We start from the raw sequence: 16,670 nt of genomic DNA, 5'->3' as shown, positions 1-16,670 counted from the left end.
ACGTTTAACAGAAGTGTTACGCATCGAAGGGATGTCAAAAATCTTTCAACAAAAGCATCATACGGTCAAAGCTTTGAAAAATATCCATTGTACGGTTTATCAAGGTGAAATGGTGGCCATTATGGGAACGAGCGGTTCTGGTAAAAGTACACTGCTCAATATGATTAGCGCCATCGATGAACCGACTGAAGGAGCGTTATTCTTATTTGGAAAGGAAGCACATGATATTTATCAAGAGCCAAAAGCATCGAAATTCCGCAAAGAGAATATCGGCTTTATCTTCCAATCATTCCATCTGTTGAAGGATTTATCAGTTGAAGATAATATTGCGCTCCCTCTTATCCTCAATGATGTACCAAGTAAAGACATTAAAGGACGCGTACAGCAAATGATGGAAAAGCTAAATATTGCTGCCTGGGCAAAGCATCGACCAAATGAGCTTTCTGGTGGTCAAAAGCAACGTGTGGCCATAGCCCGCGCTATTATCGCAAACCCACCAATATTGCTGGCAGATGAGCCGACTGGTGCATTGGATGTGAATACGACTGATGAAATTTTAGGGCTGTTAGTAGACTTGCAAAAAACTATGAATCAAACCATGTTACTCGTGACACATGACCCTTATGTTGCGACTTATGCAAATCGTGTATTATTTTTCCATGATGGTGCCATTGTGGATTCCTATCAAAATACGCAAACAGCGGAGGATTTAGATTGTATTTTAGCGAAATTCAAGCTGATTACTAGAGGTGATGTGTAATGTTTACGATGTGTACCATTGCTCTGAAGCTATTTCGTGCAGCATGGGCCAATGTATTAACGAGTATTAGTATTATTACCATTTCCATTTGCCTTGTCATGACAATGAGTGTTTACATATGGAATGCCCATAGTCAAATGAAAGAAGACATACAAGCATTATATGGCGAAATGGATTTAATGGTCGGCTATAACCCCGATCAAAATAGGCTGTTATCTTCACAGCAAATCGAAAATTTCGAAGCAATACCTGGTGTTACAAAAGTTTCGAGTGTATCACTAGCTCAAACTAATGTTGAAAATGAGAAAAATACATCATTTTATACAGTTGGTGTGGAAAACGACGACTTAGTGAAAAGCCGCTATCATTTTAATGTCGATCTTGGCCCGAACGAAGTTGTGATTACTGAAAATGTGGCACGTCTTTTCCACAAAGAGGTCGGCGATACGCTAAACGTTACTTTCAATAAAACGATTGGAGATTCTGTTGAAGCAAATACAGGTAGCTTTACGATACAAGAAATCCTTTCACCCCTTAAAGGCACAGATAGTCCTAATTTTATCCTTATGCAAAATGATGAGTTGAAAACTTGGATGAATAATAGTAATGCACAAACGGCCGGTATGTTTGCACTCATTAAAACGGAAGATAATATGGCTACCTCAGTTGGTACAGATTTGAAACAACTTGATGAAACATTACGTGTAGATGTCATGAGTGACTATGATGAATTTAAGAGAAATTTACAAGCATTAATCATTTTTATGGTTGTACTTTCATTCTTTATATTACTTATTTCAAATGTTTTACTGCTATCAACGTTCCAGCTATTATTTTACAAAATTAAAGAACAGCTTATGGTATTTCGTGCACTTGGCGCCTCTAACAAGCAAGTAGGACGCATTGTACAATTGCAATTATCTACAATCATTGGCGTAGGCGTATTGCTTGGGACAGCGGTCAGTTTATTGATAATAAAAAGTTGGTTACCACAGCTCATTAGTTTGATGAAAATGCCAGATGCAAAAACTGATTTACCGATGATCTTTGTATTGGCGATTGCTATTGTAAGTTTTTTATTGCTCCAGCTAATCACACAGTGGCAAGTTCATAAAAGCTCAAGTCTATTACCTTTACAAATCGCAACAGAGAATGAAAATTTAAGTTTACGATGGACAAAATGGAAAACGATTATTGTGAGTGGCGTTGCGTTCATGTCCCTATTCTTGTTTTTAAATGCTTATAAAGTCGGAAAAAATAGTGGACAAGGTGCACTTATGATTTTAATAGGCACATTACTCGTCAGTGGAATCTTCCTTTATCTGATACCATACCTCTTTACAGCATTATTTAAATTTTCATTGAAGCCTATTCGTACTGTGCTCGGCAAAGAAGCATACTTAGCGTGTCAGCAGCTTATGCCACAAGTACGAAGAAATATGCCGATTATACTTAGCATTATCGGCTTAATGGTCATTTTAATTTTCGGCAGCTCTTTATTTAAATCAGTTCAGCAAAGCTCCTATGAGTATATTAACTCTCAATATGAAACATCGATTAAAATTGATAATGAATTAAATGACCCAACCATTACACCGGATCTAATAACAGAAATTGAGGCATTGCCGAGTGTAGCCTATGCCTATGCACGAAGTGAAGCACCTTGGATCACGATTGAAGGCGAAAATGGCTGGGAAGAAGGTAGTAACTTCGAGGCCATTGATGTTGAAAAATACGTCCAATTAAAAAAGCTTGATGCTGTTAAAGGAGATTTGAAAAATGGAGTGATCATTACAGAAAGATTTGCTAGAAAACATCAATTAGCAGTTGGTGATCGTATAATGGCAGGGACGTTTGATGAAACACTTCAACAAAATCTGCCAATTGGTGAATTACTAGTAATTGATGTAGCGCTTGATTCTTATAATAAATATATAGATTTATTTGTGGATTGGTCCTCTTTTATAGTATCTTCTGATTCAACTATCATTACAAACATAATGGTGGAAGCAGATAATACAGAGCAGGCATTAGCCGATCTCTCATACTTACAAGAACGTTGGCCAGCTTTAAAAATTACTGATAAAGAGACATTTATCAAGCAATACGATGAAATGACCTTCCAGCGCTGGAGCCTTTTTGTTGGAGTCTTTGTTATCCTAATTTCCGCAACTTGTCTCGGCGTATTGCAAACACTGCTTCACTCCATTTACTCAAAACGTGCCGATTATGCAATTCAGCGGCTTATAGGTCTTTCACCGCGAGGATTAATTAAGCTGATTTTGACGCAAGTGTTATCCTTTGTTCTTTATGGACTGGCTGTTGGGACATTTCTCGGACTTCTAGTTACAAAATTACTGTTCACGATTGACGGAGGAACTTATGACTTCGTTACATTAGGTGTTACGAGTATCGTCTTTTTAGGCGCGACACTTATTGTCTTTACACTACAAGGTTACTGGATAAGTCGTAGAAAATTAGCGAATGAAATGCTAGATATTTAAATGAAAGTAGCCCCTCTTAAGTAGCAGAGGGGCTGTTTTCATTTATCGAGCTATTTTATCGTTTTATCGCTTAATTTTTTCATTTTATCGCCCAACTTTTTCATTTTATCGGACATTTTTTCAAATTTATCGACATCTTACGCTCCTACAAACAGCACTGCCTGTCCGATTGCAATAAAAAATGCTTCATGCTGTATCGGGCTGTTGTCTACAATTTGCAGCGTAATCTCAAAATGAGTCTCGCAAAAGACAGCCTGCCAGCGTGCAATTGGTTGATCATCAAGAGAAAATACGGACCAGTCCTCCATTTCCTTGTTGAGTTTTATAGTTTGGACGCCGTCTGTGATGATTAAATCAGGGATCATAATTTGCCAGCCATCATAGGCAATCATATACTCTTTGCCTGTGACGAAATCCTCCCCTATAAAATGCACTCGACCACGACGCGACACTTTCTTACATGTGAAAAGAGGCTGACCAGTGACATCACTAACATCAAAACGTACAAAATAGCGATAGTCCATCGTGCGGTCAAATGCCTTTTTCAGTCCATTCGAATAAACACGTTGAACAGTCGTCGATACTTCCCCCGCTTCATTTAAAATGGCTACTGATTCTGTTGACTCAATGGCCGCTGGTTGTTTATATGTATAAATCTTCAATCCGTTCGCTCCTTCATTCAGTTGCTTTCTATAAACTAACATAAAATAAGCGCCAAATACAAAGGTTGTATTTGACGCCTTTAGTGTTTATTTAGTTTGCTTAGGTACTTCGACTGTGAATGGTTGGAACTTCACTTCTTTTAGTGATGACTTATCGAATGGTATTTTTGTTTCTATGCCATCCTTATCCATTTGTACACCGCCCCCGTCTGAAGGGAGCATTAAATATGGAGTAATCGTTAATTTTTGAACATCGTTTGAAATCGGGTCAAAGGACTTTATACTGCTAAAGTTCCATACACCATTTTCGAAATGACCTTCTCCTCCACCAGAATGCGAAGTAATCTCCTTGCCATTCTGATCGGTAATACGGAATTCTATAAACGATGCACCTACTTGTGAATTATCAATTGTCCCCTTTTCAGACGCTTTATAGTCAAGTGCTATACCTGATGGGCTTAATGAAATTTTGGAAACATCCAGCTGAATGCCCTCTGCTTGTTGCTGATGATTAACTGGTACATCAATAATATTCTTAATCTTTTCAACAGGAACTGTAAATTCCCATTTCTCCCCTTCTTTCCCTTCTAACATTAAGCCCATTTCAAAGGAATCTGGCATCTTTCCCATCACAGCAAATCTTGCAAGACCTGTATGAACCGTTGGACTTATTACCTTTTCATAAAAGGTTCCAGATGCCACTTCTGGGTTTTTACCATTAATAGTAAAGTTTAGTCCTGCCCCAAAGTAATCCTTACTTAATGCCTTTTCAGAATTAGCTGTAAATCCTACTGTAATATTAGAATCATCATAAAGAACTTCGTCTATCGTTACAGAAATACCATTAATAGTATGATTTTCTCCAATAGTGCTTGTTAATCCTTGTTCACTAGCTTGTTTAAGCCCAGGTAAGCCTGAGTTACTGAATACCGACCCGACAATTGGTAGCTGTGATAATGTGCTCGCGAAAGTTGGTGATACATACGCGGCAGAACCTACCATAATACTAAATGCGGCTGCCGCACTTGCTACATACAATAATGGTTTACGTTTACTTTTTCTTTTAATTTGTACAGGTGTTTGAGTCATATTTTTTTGCTCCTCTGCTTGTTTTATGCCATTGGCAATCGCTGCTCGTACCTCATCTCTTGGGAATTCCGGAAGGGTACTTTTTTCATTAAATGGCTTTTTCATTAAACGTTGCACTCCTTTCTAATTCTCGTTTTAATTGTTTTTTTCCACGATGCAAATACGTTTTAATAGTGCTAACTGGCTTTTCCATTACCTCTGAAATTTCTTTAATCGGCAAATCATGATAATAAAATAAAATGATGGCCATTTGCTGAGAATGATTCAAAAGCTGTATAGCATCCGATAAATCAATTGGATTCGCCATAACATTTTCTTGCTCCTGTAAACGATGTAATAATTCACTTTCTTCATAAGGAATGATTTTCTGCCCTTTTTTTAGCAAACGATAACATTCATGTATTAAAATCCGAAACAGCCATGTGGAGAAAAATTCCGGATGCTTTAGTTGATGCACGGTTAGATAAGCTTTACATGCTGCTTCTTGAATAGCGTCCAATGCATCCTCTTTTTGGCCAACATAAGAAAGCGCGGTATAAAATAATTTTTCTTCCTCTAAAATAAGTAGCTGCTCAAACGCTTCCTTATTTCCTGTTATAGCCTGTTTAACGATCGATAAGTCATGTTCCATGCTGTTTCCTCCTTTCAATACTTAGAGTAATTAACTCAATCAAAAGGTTTCACTTTGAAAAAATCTTTTTATAAATCTTCTATCCAAGAGAGCGAGAACCGCTGATAGAAAATTGAACATTATTGATAAAAGAGCCATAATCGCTGATTGAACGCCGAACATCGCTGATAAGAGAGCCATAATCGCTGATAGAACGCGGAACATCGCTGATAAGAGATCCATAATCGCTGATTGAACGCGGAACATCGCTGATAAAAGAGCTATAATCGCTGATTGAACGCGGAACATCGCTGATAAGAAAGCCATAATCGCTGATAGAAAACGGAACATCGCTGGTTTTGGCTCTTCTATTTACGACTTTTACTCTTCTATCTATGACTTTGATTCTTCCATCCACGATTCTAACTCTTCTATCCACGACTTTGATTCTTCTATCCACGATTCTAGTTGTTCTATCCACGATTTTCGCTCTTCTATCCACAATTCTGATTGTTCTATCCATGACTTCAGCTCTTCTATCCTGATTTTGGCTCTTCTATTTACGACTTTTACTCTTCTATCTATGACTTTGATTCTTCCATCCACGATTCTAGTTGTTCTATCCACGATTTTGGCTCTTCTATCCACGATTCTGATTGTTCTATCCATGACTTCAGCTCTTCTATCCTGATTTTGGCTCTTCCATCCACGACTTTGATCCTTCCATCGTACACTACCGTTCTATCCATTACTTTTGTCATCTATCCGTCACCTATGTTTCTACAAAAAAAGTAGACTACTTCACTTAAAGTAGCCTACTAAACTTTTCTTTATTTATCCAATTTGAACGTAATGTCGCCTAATCCGATTTCTGAATTGACTTCTATTTTTACATCTGATTTGTCATATGCTTCATTTACATAAACCCCTTCTCCTTTAGAAATGAGGCCTTCAATATTTGATGTGCCGATGCCTTTTTCTGTCGTAAGCTTTACCCCTACCTTTGACGGTAAAGTGACAGTAGTGCTCCCAACACCTGTTTCAATATTCGTTTCGAAGCTTTTTTTCCAATCGCCACCTAAATTTACTTTAAGATCGCCAACACCCGTGTTAATATCTAATTTTTCAAGCTGCAACCCTTGTAGATTTATTTCTGCATCCGATGCTCCCGTTTCGATTGAGAGATCCATTGGAATATCTTCATTTAGTTTAATATCCCATATATTTTTTATTTTCCCTAAACGCACGTTAGTCGAGCCTTTATGATCAATCGATATTTTTCCTGTCTTGCCGCGTAGGTCATATTTTACTTTTGGAGCCAATTTATCAACATTGTATTGAGCAGTACCTTCAATCCAATCCTTAGCACCTTTTTCTACTGTTATTTCTCCAATTCCAAGCTCTAATTCTACATCTAACTTTTCTGCTTTATCCTTTTCAACTAAGATCGTTTCATCTTTGGTTTTACCTGGTACGACTGAGTTGCACCCCGCTAGCGCAATTAATGAGGCGCCTATTACCAAACCAAGTCCCATAAATTTTTTCAATGTAATTTCCTCCCGCTATATAATATTCCAATAAATTCATTATATAGGAATTTTCATTTATAAAAACGACCCTCCGCTTTAAAATCTTCTAAGACCTAAGACGTAGTGTGCACCCCTTCCATGGATCTCAAAAACCCCGTATGAAAACATCATATTCATACGGGGTAGCTGTTAATAGGTGAAAATACGTGAATCATTATAAAGAATAGAAGTATTTCCTTCATGATCCAATGCATGTATCACCAATTGAGAAGTAGCTATTTCTGAATTTAAAGGCACTGATATTAATTGCGCATCATTGGAATCAACTGCTTTCTCAATACGCTCGGTCCCAGTGTCTATTATTACTTTTTCAATGTTATGATCGTTAAGTAATGGAATAACAAGATAGTGAATGTCTTTCAAATAAATAGAATTCATAGTATCTTCTTCGCTCTGTATATATTGATCCAATGCATAGCCTTTACCATCATGCTTGAAAATTGCTATACCTTGAAAGCGATTCTCTGAAAAATAACCCATTCTATACTGTTGTATCGTTATTGTACCATTCATTTTAACAGTATCCGGATGAAAAGGTCCAAGTTTTACAGTATTTCGAATTTCTGCTTCATTTTGTACGTAAACGCGATAGCCAATTCGTTCAGACATATTCCCCAAAATAGCAATTATTATGATGATACTTAGTAGTGCTCGCCAAAACCATTTTTTAACGAGAGCAAATAATGTAAAAATAAACAGGAAGACGGTACTAACTAACCCTACTACCATCCATGGTCGTGATAAGGCGCTATAGTCTTTCACCTTTCCAGACTTTTCTGGATAAAGATGTGAATCGATAATTGCCGACGTCGTGGATTGGATATCATGTTGGAAAAGCATCATCTTTAAGCCAATGATCAGACATGCTGATACGACTGCTGTTACGATAATTGGCATTAACGGTGTTCGTTTCTTCGTTTTTTGATTGATTTTTTGAAATGTTTTTTCATGATTTTCATACGAGAAGTTACCTTCCTTATACATTTCGTTGATGGCATTACGAATCCGATCCATATTCGAACCCCTCCTCCAATAGCGTGATGCCCACCATTTGACGCGCTCGCCTTAATCGTGTTTTGACCGTATTTTCTGGTAGCTTTAGCAATTCTGCAACGTCTTTTAAGGAAAACTCTGCAAAGTGAAATAGTAGTAGTACATCTTTGTATTTCGTCGGAAGTTTCTCAATCGATGCCACTAGCAATGCATCTGTCTCTCCCATCAATACTTCCTTTTCAGGATTATTGGAAAGGCTCTTGAATTTGCTCCAATAATCAATGACTTGTATTTTTTTATAACGCCAGCTTGAAAGATAACTGTGACAATTGTTAATCGCAATTCGATATAAATATGTCTTGATGGAAGCTTCTTCACGAAATTGCTCCATTTTTTCATAGTATTTAACAAATGTGTCTTGTACCAAATCTTCAGCCACTGTCCAATCTTTAACATATGTAAAGCATACACGTAATAAATAATCCCCGTACACTGTCATGGCTCTAGATAAGTGAGCGTCCTTTTGTTCTTTTAACATTTGCTCGCCCCCTTTACTTTTACAAAAACATTTACAGTTAGACTGATGAACAATGAAAAAGTTTCATGGAAAAATCAAATTTCTCCATGAAACTTATATGTTAAAAGTTATCATTTCCCTCCACTAAAGCTTGTAAGTTAGCGAGAGAAGCCTCGTAGCCCTTCGTATTAAAAGTGACCGTGGTACCATTTTTTTCTTCCTCTAAGACAATAGCGATCAGCGTTTCTTCTATACCTAAGTAAAACGAAAACTCTCGATTTGGCGTTACACGTTTAATCGTTAACACCATCGGTAATTTTTCAGCAAGCTGATTTTGTTCATTCGGCATAATCGTGAATATTATCTCTTCTCCTACCGCTAATTTGGGGATTTCCCAAGTTGAATCAGGAGCGTACCATTGCGTCAGCAGCTGTTCCTCTGTGACAGCCCGCCAAACTGTTGCAATACTTGCATCAATCCAAATCGAGCTTTTTTCTTGATCCATCATCGCATTCCTCCATTTGCTGAAACCGGATTTTTCTATAACTTTATCCTATAATAGGAATAAATAACAGTTGCAATTTTAATTCTTTGTTTGCTACGCTTTTCCGAATTAACCCAAAATAAAAAGCGTGTTTTTACAATTGAAAACACACTCTTTAAGGACATTTCTTATGTTCTACGCATATAAGCACGAACGGTTAGTGGCGCAAAAATGATGACAACAATTGCAGCACCAATAAGTGAAGCTGACAAATCCCAGCCTATAGCTCCCGAATTTGTAAGTTCTCTGACGGCTGTGACGAGATGTGAAATCGGATTAATTTTCACAAACCACTGTAGGAAATTTGGCAAAGTCTCTGCCGGAACAAAAGCATTAGAAAGAAATGTCAGTGGAAATAGCACTAGCATGGAAATTCCTTGTACACTCGAAGCTGTACGTGCAATGACACCAAAGAAGGCAAAGATCCAGCTAATAGCCCAGGCACAGACAATAACTAAAAGTCCCGCAAGTACAACGTGACCCAATCCCCCTTCTGGTCGATACCCCATGATATATCCCATAGTAAAAGTAAGGACAGTTGCAATTGTATAACGAATCGTATCTGCCAATAGGGCCCCTGCCAGTGGCGCAATACGTGCAATAGGTAATGATTTAAATCGATCAAACACCCCTTTATCCATATCTTCCCGCAATTGGACTCCTGTAACGATTGAGGTAGTGATGACCGTTTGCACGAGAATTCCTGGAATGATGACTGGCAAATAGTTTTGCACATTGCCCGAAATGGCTCCCCCAAAAATATAGGTGAACATGAGGGTGAAAATAATCGGTTGAAGCGTTACATCAAATAATTGCTCTGGTGTACGTCGAATTTTTAATACGCCTCGATAGGCCATCGTTAACGAATTTTTTAAAGATTGATTGAAGCTCGGCTTCTTTAGCAATTGACTTTTCATACTCTTTCCCCCTCTACTTGCTCAGAGCCTTTGATTTCTTGGGGAACATTTTCACCAGTAATGGTCAAAAACACTTCATCTAAGGTCGGTTTTTGTACACTAAACTCGTCAAGCTGAATTCCTTTTTGACGAAGTGCGATTAGTAAATCAGTAACAGCGTCAACATTTGCCATCGGGGCCGTAATCTTCCCAATGTCCTGTGTAACTGTTGTTTTTACTTTGAGTATTTGTTCGATGGTTTCACAGGCAACTATGGTTTCCTGATGATTTCGAATATTCAAATGTAAAGATGATGTACCTACAGATGCTTTTAGCTCATCGACTGTTCCCTCCGCAACAACCCGGCCATGATCAATAACGGCAAGTCGATCTGCCAGTTCATCAACCTCTTGCAAATACTGTGTCGTTAATAGGACGGTTGAACCTGTATCTACTAAACGGCGGATCGTATCCCACATTTGATTACGTGTTCGTGGGTCTAAGCCTGTAGTCGGCTCATCTAAGAAAATCAATGGTGGCTGTGCGATCAAACTAGCAGCCAAGTCCAAGCGACGGCGCATACCGCCAGAGAAATTTTTCAATGGACGTTTAGCGGCTTCTGATAAACCGAACTCTTCCAGTAATTCAGCTGCTTTATTCCGGGCCTCTTTACGTCCCAATCCTAACAAACGAGAGAAGATAATCAAATTTTCCGTTGCACTAAGTGACTCATCAACCGAAGCATACTGACCAGTGACGCCAATTAATTGACGTACAATGTGAGGCTCTTTCACTATGTCATAACCGAATATTCGCGCCGTCCCAGCATCTGCTCGTAGTAGGGTTGCTAGCATTCTGATAGTGGTAGTCTTCCCTGCTCCGTTAGGACCAAGTACACCATAGATAGTGCCAGCACGTACGTTTAGATCGACACCATCAACAGCACGATTTTCTCCAAAATGTTTCATAAGACCATGTGCTTCAATGGCCCACTCACTATTCGCTAGCGAGCTTTTCGTTCTACTCATTATATTTCCTCCTTCGCTTATTTCCATCGTTTCATTTTTCTTGAAACAGATGAAAATCACTTTTCTAAGTTTTTTATAGATGTTGTCTATAAACGGATGATACAACAAATATATGAACTGAATGTGAACCGAATTTGGGTTTATTATTTTTACAATTCTACAACGTTTTTGAACTAATCTTCGTATTTTGGGTCACCCTATATAAGTTCATTGCACCGAGAGCAACAAATATCGCTACAATGTCCAATGCCAATTGATAGCTTGAAAAAAAAGTGACGATGAATCCAAATAACGAAGGGGCAATTACAATAAAAAACTGATTCAACGTCAAGGCTGCACTTACAGTGAGACCAACATAATGTGGATTCGATTGCTCTGTTACACAAGCGATAAACAATGAATACCAGCCAAGTGCTACAAAGCCCAATAAGAAACAACCTAAGGGCATCAACATTTTCGCATGTAGCATAAGTGGCAATAGGACGATAAGAATGACTGCACTAGCCATTACGATCATTAATAACAATTCCCGCTTCTGCGCAAAAAATTGATCACTCATCCACGCAATGGCTACCCTTCCAATCATTCCACCGATTAATACAAGGCTTAAATATTGCCCCGCCGCTGTTAAGGAATAACCGCCTTCTTCATGTAAATAGCTCATAAAATGAGCAACGAGTATCATTTGTAAGGTCATCATCACAATTCCAACAATATAGATTGGATATAAATTTTTATTATTTTTAATAGCTTCGAGCTTTTCTTTAAAAGTGACAGAGGTGGCAGCTACTGCTACTCGATTTTTAGGCTCCTGATAAATCAGTAAAAAAAGCAGTCCCCCAGCAATAGCTACTATGCCTTGCACAAGATGTACCGATGTTAGGCTATGGTGATAGTACATATATGTGAGAATGGCTGATGCTAAAGCTCCACCGATTGGAATGCCTGTTTGTCGAATGCCAATAGCTAGACCACGATGTTTGTCTGGAAACCATTTCACAATTGCAGTGCTGCCTCCTGTTTGTGCACTTCCATACCATATGCCCACAATTAATAATAAAAATAACAACACTGCATAATTATTGACCAACATAAGAAGTAGCGCTGAAAATCCTAGTAAAATGGAGCCCCACCCTATAATTTGTTTTTCCCCTCGTTTATCCATTAAATAGCCGAACAAAATCATCGAAAAAATTGGCCCAATATTAACAGCAGAAACGATAAAACCAGTTTGAAGCGAGGATAATCCCCATTCAATTTGATAAAATGTGGCAATTGGCCCCATGCCGTAAGTTACAAAAGTTGCCGCAGTTTGAGACAGTGTAGCTACTAATACAATGATCCATTTATAATATGTATTCATAAAATTCCCTCCAATGCTGTTTCACTAATTCATTGACTTTACGTATTTGAGTTTACGCTTCCTCAATGAATGCGTAAAATGGAGGAAAATGATAGTAGCTATCAAAAAATTTTATAGGTGTGTGACTTCCAACATGAACATAGAAGAAATAGCATTAAAGATTGAAATTTTAGAGAGGCAAAATCTTAGTAAATCCGCTGAAATGACAAATTATACGCAATCTGCCTTAACCTCTAAAGTAAAGAAAATGGAGGCGGAAATTGGTCAGGAGGTGTTTAAACGTACACCGCAGGGGCTGAAGATTACAAATGTGGGGACACAATATTTAAAATTTCTAAAGCTTATGACACGGGAGTACGATGACTTTTTACAAGACATTGGTTTAGCGCAAACGAAGACCAAAATTAGCCTTGGCACTTCCCATACAACGATTAAAATTTATGGCGCATCCATTATGAATGCATTGCAGACAAATAATATTTCTTTAGATGTAGATTTCACTGTGGAATCTAGCACTTCCTTGAATGAAAAAATACATAATGCCGAAATGGATTGTGCACTGACGAGTAATCCTATTAAACACTACCCTGATGTAAATTATGACATAATTGCATCAGAAACATTTGAAGTCATTTCGAACGATTCACATATTATTGATTTTGAGAAACGTTCGCCCGTCACACTCCTTGTGTTAAGTAGGGGCTGTATGTATACACGGGCGCTGGCAGAGTGGTTAAAAATGAATCAAGTTCCATTTACGATGAAAGAAATAAAATCGGTCAGTAGTATCCTTGATTTCCTACAAATAGACAATACAATTGCTGTGTTAAATACAAAACTAATTGACCTTTATAACTATTCCAACATTCACTATTATAATTTGCCGAAGTTAAATAAAGTGATCGAGACTGTCTTTATGTACAAGAAGAGCGAGAGTCAACAATCTGCTATTTTTCAATTAAAACATGTGATTGAATCATTGTTGTTGGAAGACCCTATCGAACGAAGCTAGTTCGATAGGGTCTAAATTAATTTATCGGAATGATTTTATGAATTGTCGGAACAATTTTAGGATTTATCGGAACAATTCTAAGATTTGTCGCTCTAATTTTTAGGTTTATCGCCCAACTTTTTATTTTTATCACCCACTTCTCAACAAAATCAAAGAACAGCTAATCCTTGTGATCCAAAATAATGAATCGTAAATACGGAGACCGTTCCCTGATTTCCGTTAAGGGTGTAAAAATGCTGTCCATCTTTACTCAAACCAACATCCATTGGCAGTTCTGGAGTTGTTCCTATCGGTGTACTAGTAATCTGTCCTGCCACTGACAGGGCACCATTGGACAGCTGTCCAATTGTTGTGCAGTAACACCTAGCTTTTTTCGATGTAATAAAAAAACGCGGCAAGTGAAAAAGCCGCTATTTTTAGGTTGAAATAGAAAAACAAAATGATGTCCCTTCTTCGTTTGAATGGCGTGAATAGCTTACTTGAAGAATTCTAGCGATGTCATCAATGATCTTCAAACCTAGACCCCTACTAACACGATTTTGTTCAAAGCCAATACCGTTATCCATCATGAAAATCTGATTATCTTTTATTGTTATCTCGAGCTTTGTAGCTTTTGAATGTTTTAAAGTGTTTTGGAACACATTATCGAACATTCGTTGTAACCATAGTTCATTACTCGTCCATGTTACATGGCTATCTTCTGGATGATAGATTAGTTCGATGTTGTGCATTCTATACAAATAGCTCCACTTTTTTATCATCGTTTCTAACAATGTTGTGAGTTGCACTTCTTCCGTTACGATATAAGAATTTTCTAGTGTGTCTAAGGACTGCAAATTAAATTCATTCGTTAAACTAGAGATATATTGAATTTGCCCATTCAAGGATTCGACCAATTTGGGTTGTTCCTTATAGTATTCTTCTAGATAAAATAATTGTAAGCGGATCGCCGTTAACGGTGTATTTATGTCGTGCCTTAGCTTTTGCAGTAGCTCTTTTTGTAGTTCCTGCTGTTGTTGAAGCTCTAATTCCCGATAAGTAGTTCGCTCAATTAGTATATTCACCGCTTGAATTAACTCTCCTATTTCATCCTCACTGCCAACCTCTAATGTACTCGGTGTACTTTCATGACTCGCTAAGTCACGAATCGTTTTGTTTAGCATATTAATTTTCGTCAGCAATGAATTGATCGATTTCGAAAATAAAAATGCTAGCAAACATAAGGATAGGAAGAATACAATCACCATCGTTGGATAGGCGAAAGATTCATGGAATGGAGTGCCTTTATTTCTAGTTTTAAAAGTGAATTCGTAAAGAATAGACATCGACACACTGATCCCTAATAAGACGATTGGGACACTAACTATTGCCGTAAATAATAATAATCGATATTTTGTTTTTAATGTCATTTCTTTATGTAGGTATTTAATCGATACCCTTCTCCGTAAATATTTTGTAGGATGGTACCTGATGAATCATGAATTTTCGTTCTGATCTTTTTAATGTGAACATTGATGATATTTTGATTTCGATCTTCAAGTGGCCATAAATAGTCAAAAAAATGATCCTTCGTTAACACCGTATCCTTGTTGTCAACTAAATAAAAGAAGATTTTACGTTCGATTGCTGTTAATGAAATTTCATCATGTATATTATTTTTATATAATTTACGATGCTCGATATCAATCAATAGATGTTGGATTTGCGTGAATGTTCCATATTGCTGCTCTAGCATTTTCTGCATTCTTAAAAGGAGCTCTCTCGGATCAAATGGTTTTGTCATATAGTCTTCCCCTACGGTTAACCCTTGAAGCTTGCTCTCTATATCATTCCGCGCTGAAAGGAAAATAATGGGGATATTTAAGCCTAGGCTTTTAATGTTCTTTGTCAGCTGGTAGCCATCTTCTCCCGGAAGCATAATGTCCATTATGACTAAATCAATTTGATAGATTATAGTCAAAATTTCCCGTCCATCGGTTTTGCATACAACGTCGTAACCTTCACGTTGTAGTATTTTTTGCATCAAATCACCAATCATTTGGTCGTCTTCTACTATTAAAATCTTAAATCCTTTCATTACCTCTACCTTTCTTTGCTGCCAACTTTTGTCTCCATAAATGCGATCGCAAGATTATAAATCTCATCAGGCTTATATAAATAAATACTATGAGTACCACTTAATTCTTTCACTTCCGCTATGTTAATTTGCTCGGCAAATTCCGCATATTTCTGGCTATGGTACTTCGTAAAATTTGAATCTTTATTTTGTTCAGTAATAGCATCAATTATTAATATCGGTGTGTCTTTTGGTTTCGGTAGCGCCTCTGATTTTAAACTATTTTCGTACACGTGCAGTAGCTCATTTTTCATATCATCATTAAAAACCTGTTTATAGGATTGTGCCTTATATATTTCTTTTTCTTCCGCTGATAAAAATGATTGCTTCATTACTTCTGGATTATATACTTGCGAAGGTGTTAATCGATGTACGCCTAATTTCGTTAGTAAATTCATTCCCTTAACAGTCCATAAATCGATTACTCCCATTTTATGCTCCACATATTGACTTGGCAAACCTATATCAAGCGCAATAATTCCCTTAATTTCTTCCGGATATTTTTGTGCCCAATAAATAGCTTCAACACCTGAAATGGAATGCGGTACTAATATATAAGGAGGTTTATTTCCACTTTTTTGGAGCGCTTCTCTCGTCTGTGCTAATAGTGTATCAATATCTCGTTCGTCCTTTGAGACATCGCTGTACCCATAGCCCGCTCTTTCAATTACAGCAATCTTATGTCCTTGAGAAAATTTACTGTACAGCCCTTTCATTTCATAAATCGGTGCCGCAACTCCTGAGCCTGCCATAAACACATAAGTTTCGTGACCATCCCCCTCAGTGTAAACATTGATTTTTTGATGATCGACCTCAACAAGTGTTCCGATAGTATCTAAAAGTTTCGATTCCTTACTAAGCTGATAGCGATCAAAGCTGAAGATCGTCACTAGTCCAATAAGTATAACTGCAATAAAGTAGATAGCTATTTTTTTAACTATTTTTCTCATGTAATTCCCCTTTCAGTTGATACTGTAACAATAAACA

Annotated in this window: 17 protein-coding genes and 1 pseudogene; 3 read left to right on the top strand and 15 right to left on the bottom strand. The window is 37.5% G+C overall.

Annotated elements, in window-relative coordinates:
- The first annotated feature begins 31 nt into the window (after positions 1-31).
- Complete coding sequence (locus PVA17_RS06440) at positions 32-760, top strand: ABC transporter ATP-binding protein (protein WP_483308010.1); 729 nt, start codon at positions 32-34, stop codon at positions 758-760.
- Positions 760-3,264 (top strand): ABC transporter permease, encoded by a 2,505-nt coding sequence (locus PVA17_RS06435; RefSeq protein WP_274067201.1) that lies wholly within the window; start codon positions 760-762, stop codon positions 3,262-3,264. The genes PVA17_RS06440 and PVA17_RS06435 overlap by 1 nt, the downstream gene beginning before the upstream one ends.
- A 137-nt stretch (positions 3,265-3,401) precedes the next feature.
- Here the strand turns inward: PVA17_RS06435 and PVA17_RS06430 are convergent, their stop codons facing one another.
- The 11 genes from PVA17_RS06430 to PVA17_RS06380 form a co-directional block, all read right to left on the bottom strand.
- A complete protein-coding gene (locus PVA17_RS06430; RefSeq protein WP_274067200.1) occupies positions 3,402-3,926 on the bottom strand; it encodes a tubby C-terminal domain-like protein in 525 nt (174 codons plus the stop codon).
- 87 nt (positions 3,927-4,013) lie between these two features.
- Positions 4,014-5,120, bottom strand: coding sequence for a DUF4179 domain-containing protein (locus PVA17_RS06425; protein ID WP_274067199.1), 1,107 nt, complete (start codon positions 5,118-5,120; stop codon positions 4,014-4,016).
- Entirely contained in the window at positions 5,104-5,646 is a 543-nt protein-coding gene (locus PVA17_RS06420) for a sigma-70 family RNA polymerase sigma factor (protein WP_132358429.1), read from the bottom strand. Before PVA17_RS06420 ends, PVA17_RS06425 begins: the two co-directional genes overlap by 17 nt.
- Positions 5,647-5,725: 79 nt before the next feature.
- Positions 5,726-6,148 carry a hypothetical protein gene (locus PVA17_RS06415; protein WP_274067198.1) on the bottom strand — a complete coding sequence of 141 codons (423 nt, stop codon included), beginning with the start codon at positions 6,146-6,148 and terminating at the stop codon, positions 5,726-5,728.
- 307 nt (positions 6,149-6,455) lie between these two features.
- Positions 6,456-7,172, bottom strand: a complete 717-nt coding sequence (locus PVA17_RS06410; protein WP_274067197.1) for a toast rack family protein — start codon at positions 7,170-7,172, stop codon at positions 6,456-6,458.
- 171 nt (positions 7,173-7,343) lie between these two features.
- The gene (locus tag PVA17_RS06405; RefSeq protein WP_274067196.1) at positions 7,344-8,228 is read right to left on the bottom strand and encodes a hypothetical protein; all 885 of its coding nucleotides are present in this window, start codon (positions 8,226-8,228) and stop codon (positions 7,344-7,346) included.
- Positions 8,212-8,745: a sigma-70 family RNA polymerase sigma factor gene (locus PVA17_RS06400; RefSeq protein ID WP_132358437.1), complete on the bottom strand. Its 534-nt coding sequence runs from the start codon at positions 8,743-8,745 to the stop codon at positions 8,212-8,214. Before PVA17_RS06400 ends, PVA17_RS06405 begins: the two co-directional genes overlap by 17 nt.
- 100 nt (positions 8,746-8,845) lie before the next feature.
- A complete protein-coding gene (locus PVA17_RS06395; protein ID WP_274067195.1) occupies positions 8,846-9,232 on the bottom strand; it encodes an SRPBCC family protein in 387 nt (128 codons plus the stop codon).
- Positions 9,233-9,396: 164 nt separating this feature from the next.
- A complete protein-coding gene (locus PVA17_RS06390) occupies positions 9,397-10,185 on the bottom strand; it encodes an ABC transporter permease (protein WP_248718927.1) in 789 nt (262 codons plus the stop codon).
- Positions 10,182-11,192, bottom strand: a complete 1,011-nt coding sequence (locus PVA17_RS06385) for an ATP-binding cassette domain-containing protein (RefSeq protein ID WP_274067194.1) — start codon at positions 11,190-11,192, stop codon at positions 10,182-10,184. The genes PVA17_RS06390 and PVA17_RS06385 overlap by 4 nt, the downstream gene beginning before the upstream one ends.
- A gap of 157 nt (positions 11,193-11,349) precedes the next feature.
- Positions 11,350-12,570, bottom strand: a complete 1,221-nt coding sequence (locus PVA17_RS06380) for an MFS transporter (RefSeq protein ID WP_337993598.1) — start codon at positions 12,568-12,570, stop codon at positions 11,350-11,352.
- Positions 12,571-12,688: 118 nt separating this feature from the next.
- Here PVA17_RS06380 and PVA17_RS06375 point away from each other — a divergent pair, with 118 nt between their 5' ends.
- On the top strand, positions 12,689-13,567 hold the full coding sequence (locus PVA17_RS06375; RefSeq protein ID WP_274067193.1) for a LysR family transcriptional regulator: 879 nt from the start codon (positions 12,689-12,691) through the stop codon (positions 13,565-13,567).
- Between the two features lie 149 nt (positions 13,568-13,716).
- Here PVA17_RS06375 and PVA17_RS25515 read toward each other — a convergent pair.
- From PVA17_RS25515 to PVA17_RS06355, 4 genes and pseudogenes are all read right to left on the bottom strand, one after another.
- Positions 13,717-13,959 (bottom strand): annotated as a pseudogene (locus PVA17_RS25515) (lactonase family protein); the annotation flags it as partial.
- A gap of 24 nt (positions 13,960-13,983) precedes the next feature.
- Complete coding sequence (locus tag PVA17_RS06365) at positions 13,984-14,976, bottom strand: sensor histidine kinase (protein ID WP_274067192.1); 993 nt, start codon at positions 14,974-14,976, stop codon at positions 13,984-13,986.
- Positions 14,973-15,644 carry a response regulator transcription factor gene (locus tag PVA17_RS06360; RefSeq protein ID WP_274067191.1) on the bottom strand — a complete coding sequence of 224 codons (672 nt, stop codon included), beginning with the start codon at positions 15,642-15,644 and terminating at the stop codon, positions 14,973-14,975. The genes PVA17_RS06365 and PVA17_RS06360 overlap by 4 nt, the downstream gene beginning before the upstream one ends.
- 5 nt (positions 15,645-15,649) lie before the next feature.
- A complete protein-coding gene (locus PVA17_RS06355) occupies positions 15,650-16,633 on the bottom strand; it encodes an alpha/beta fold hydrolase (RefSeq protein ID WP_274067190.1) in 984 nt (327 codons plus the stop codon).
- Positions 16,634-16,670: the final 37 nt, after the last annotated feature.

The organism is Lysinibacillus sp. CNPSo 3705, assembly GCF_028674935.1.
Taxonomy (GTDB): Bacteria; Bacillota; Bacilli; order Bacillales_A; family Planococcaceae; genus Lysinibacillus.
The sequence above is the reverse complement of the archived record's forward strand: the minus strand, read 5'-3'. Positions and strand labels throughout refer to the sequence as shown.

Coding starts and splice junctions, on each gene's coding strand:
- PVA17_RS06355 (WP_274067190.1), bottom strand. CDS start 16,633: ATGAGAAAAATAGTTAAAAAAATAGCTATCTACTTTATTGCAGTTATA.
- PVA17_RS06420 (WP_132358429.1), bottom strand. CDS start 5,646: ATGGAACATGACTTATCGATCGTTAAACAGGCTATAACAGGAAATAAG.
- PVA17_RS06440 (WP_483308010.1), top strand. CDS start 32: ATGTCAAAAATCTTTCAACAAAAGCATCATACGGTCAAAGCTTTGAAA.
- PVA17_RS06395 (WP_274067195.1), bottom strand. CDS start 9,232: ATGATGGATCAAGAAAAAAGCTCGATTTGGATTGATGCAAGTATTGCA.
- PVA17_RS06375 (WP_274067193.1), top strand. CDS start 12,689: ATGAACATAGAAGAAATAGCATTAAAGATTGAAATTTTAGAGAGGCAA.
- PVA17_RS06400 (WP_132358437.1), bottom strand. CDS start 8,745: ATGTTAAAAGAACAAAAGGACGCTCACTTATCTAGAGCCATGACAGTG.
- PVA17_RS06360 (WP_274067191.1), bottom strand. CDS start 15,644: ATGAAAGGATTTAAGATTTTAATAGTAGAAGACGACCAAATGATTGGT.
- PVA17_RS06390 (WP_248718927.1), bottom strand. CDS start 10,185: ATGAAAAGTCAATTGCTAAAGAAGCCGAGCTTCAATCAATCTTTAAAA.
- PVA17_RS06385 (WP_274067194.1), bottom strand. CDS start 11,192: ATGAGTAGAACGAAAAGCTCGCTAGCGAATAGTGAGTGGGCCATTGAA.
- PVA17_RS06435 (WP_274067201.1), top strand. CDS start 760: ATGTTTACGATGTGTACCATTGCTCTGAAGCTATTTCGTGCAGCATGG.
- PVA17_RS06415 (WP_274067198.1), bottom strand. CDS start 6,148: ATGGATAGAACAATCAGAATTGTGGATAGAAGAGCGAAAATCGTGGAT.
- PVA17_RS06405 (WP_274067196.1), bottom strand. CDS start 8,228: ATGGATCGGATTCGTAATGCCATCAACGAAATGTATAAGGAAGGTAAC.
- PVA17_RS06425 (WP_274067199.1), bottom strand. CDS start 5,120: ATGAAAAAGCCATTTAATGAAAAAAGTACCCTTCCGGAATTCCCAAGA.
- PVA17_RS06365 (WP_274067192.1), bottom strand. CDS start 14,976: ATGACATTAAAAACAAAATATCGATTATTATTATTTACGGCAATAGTT.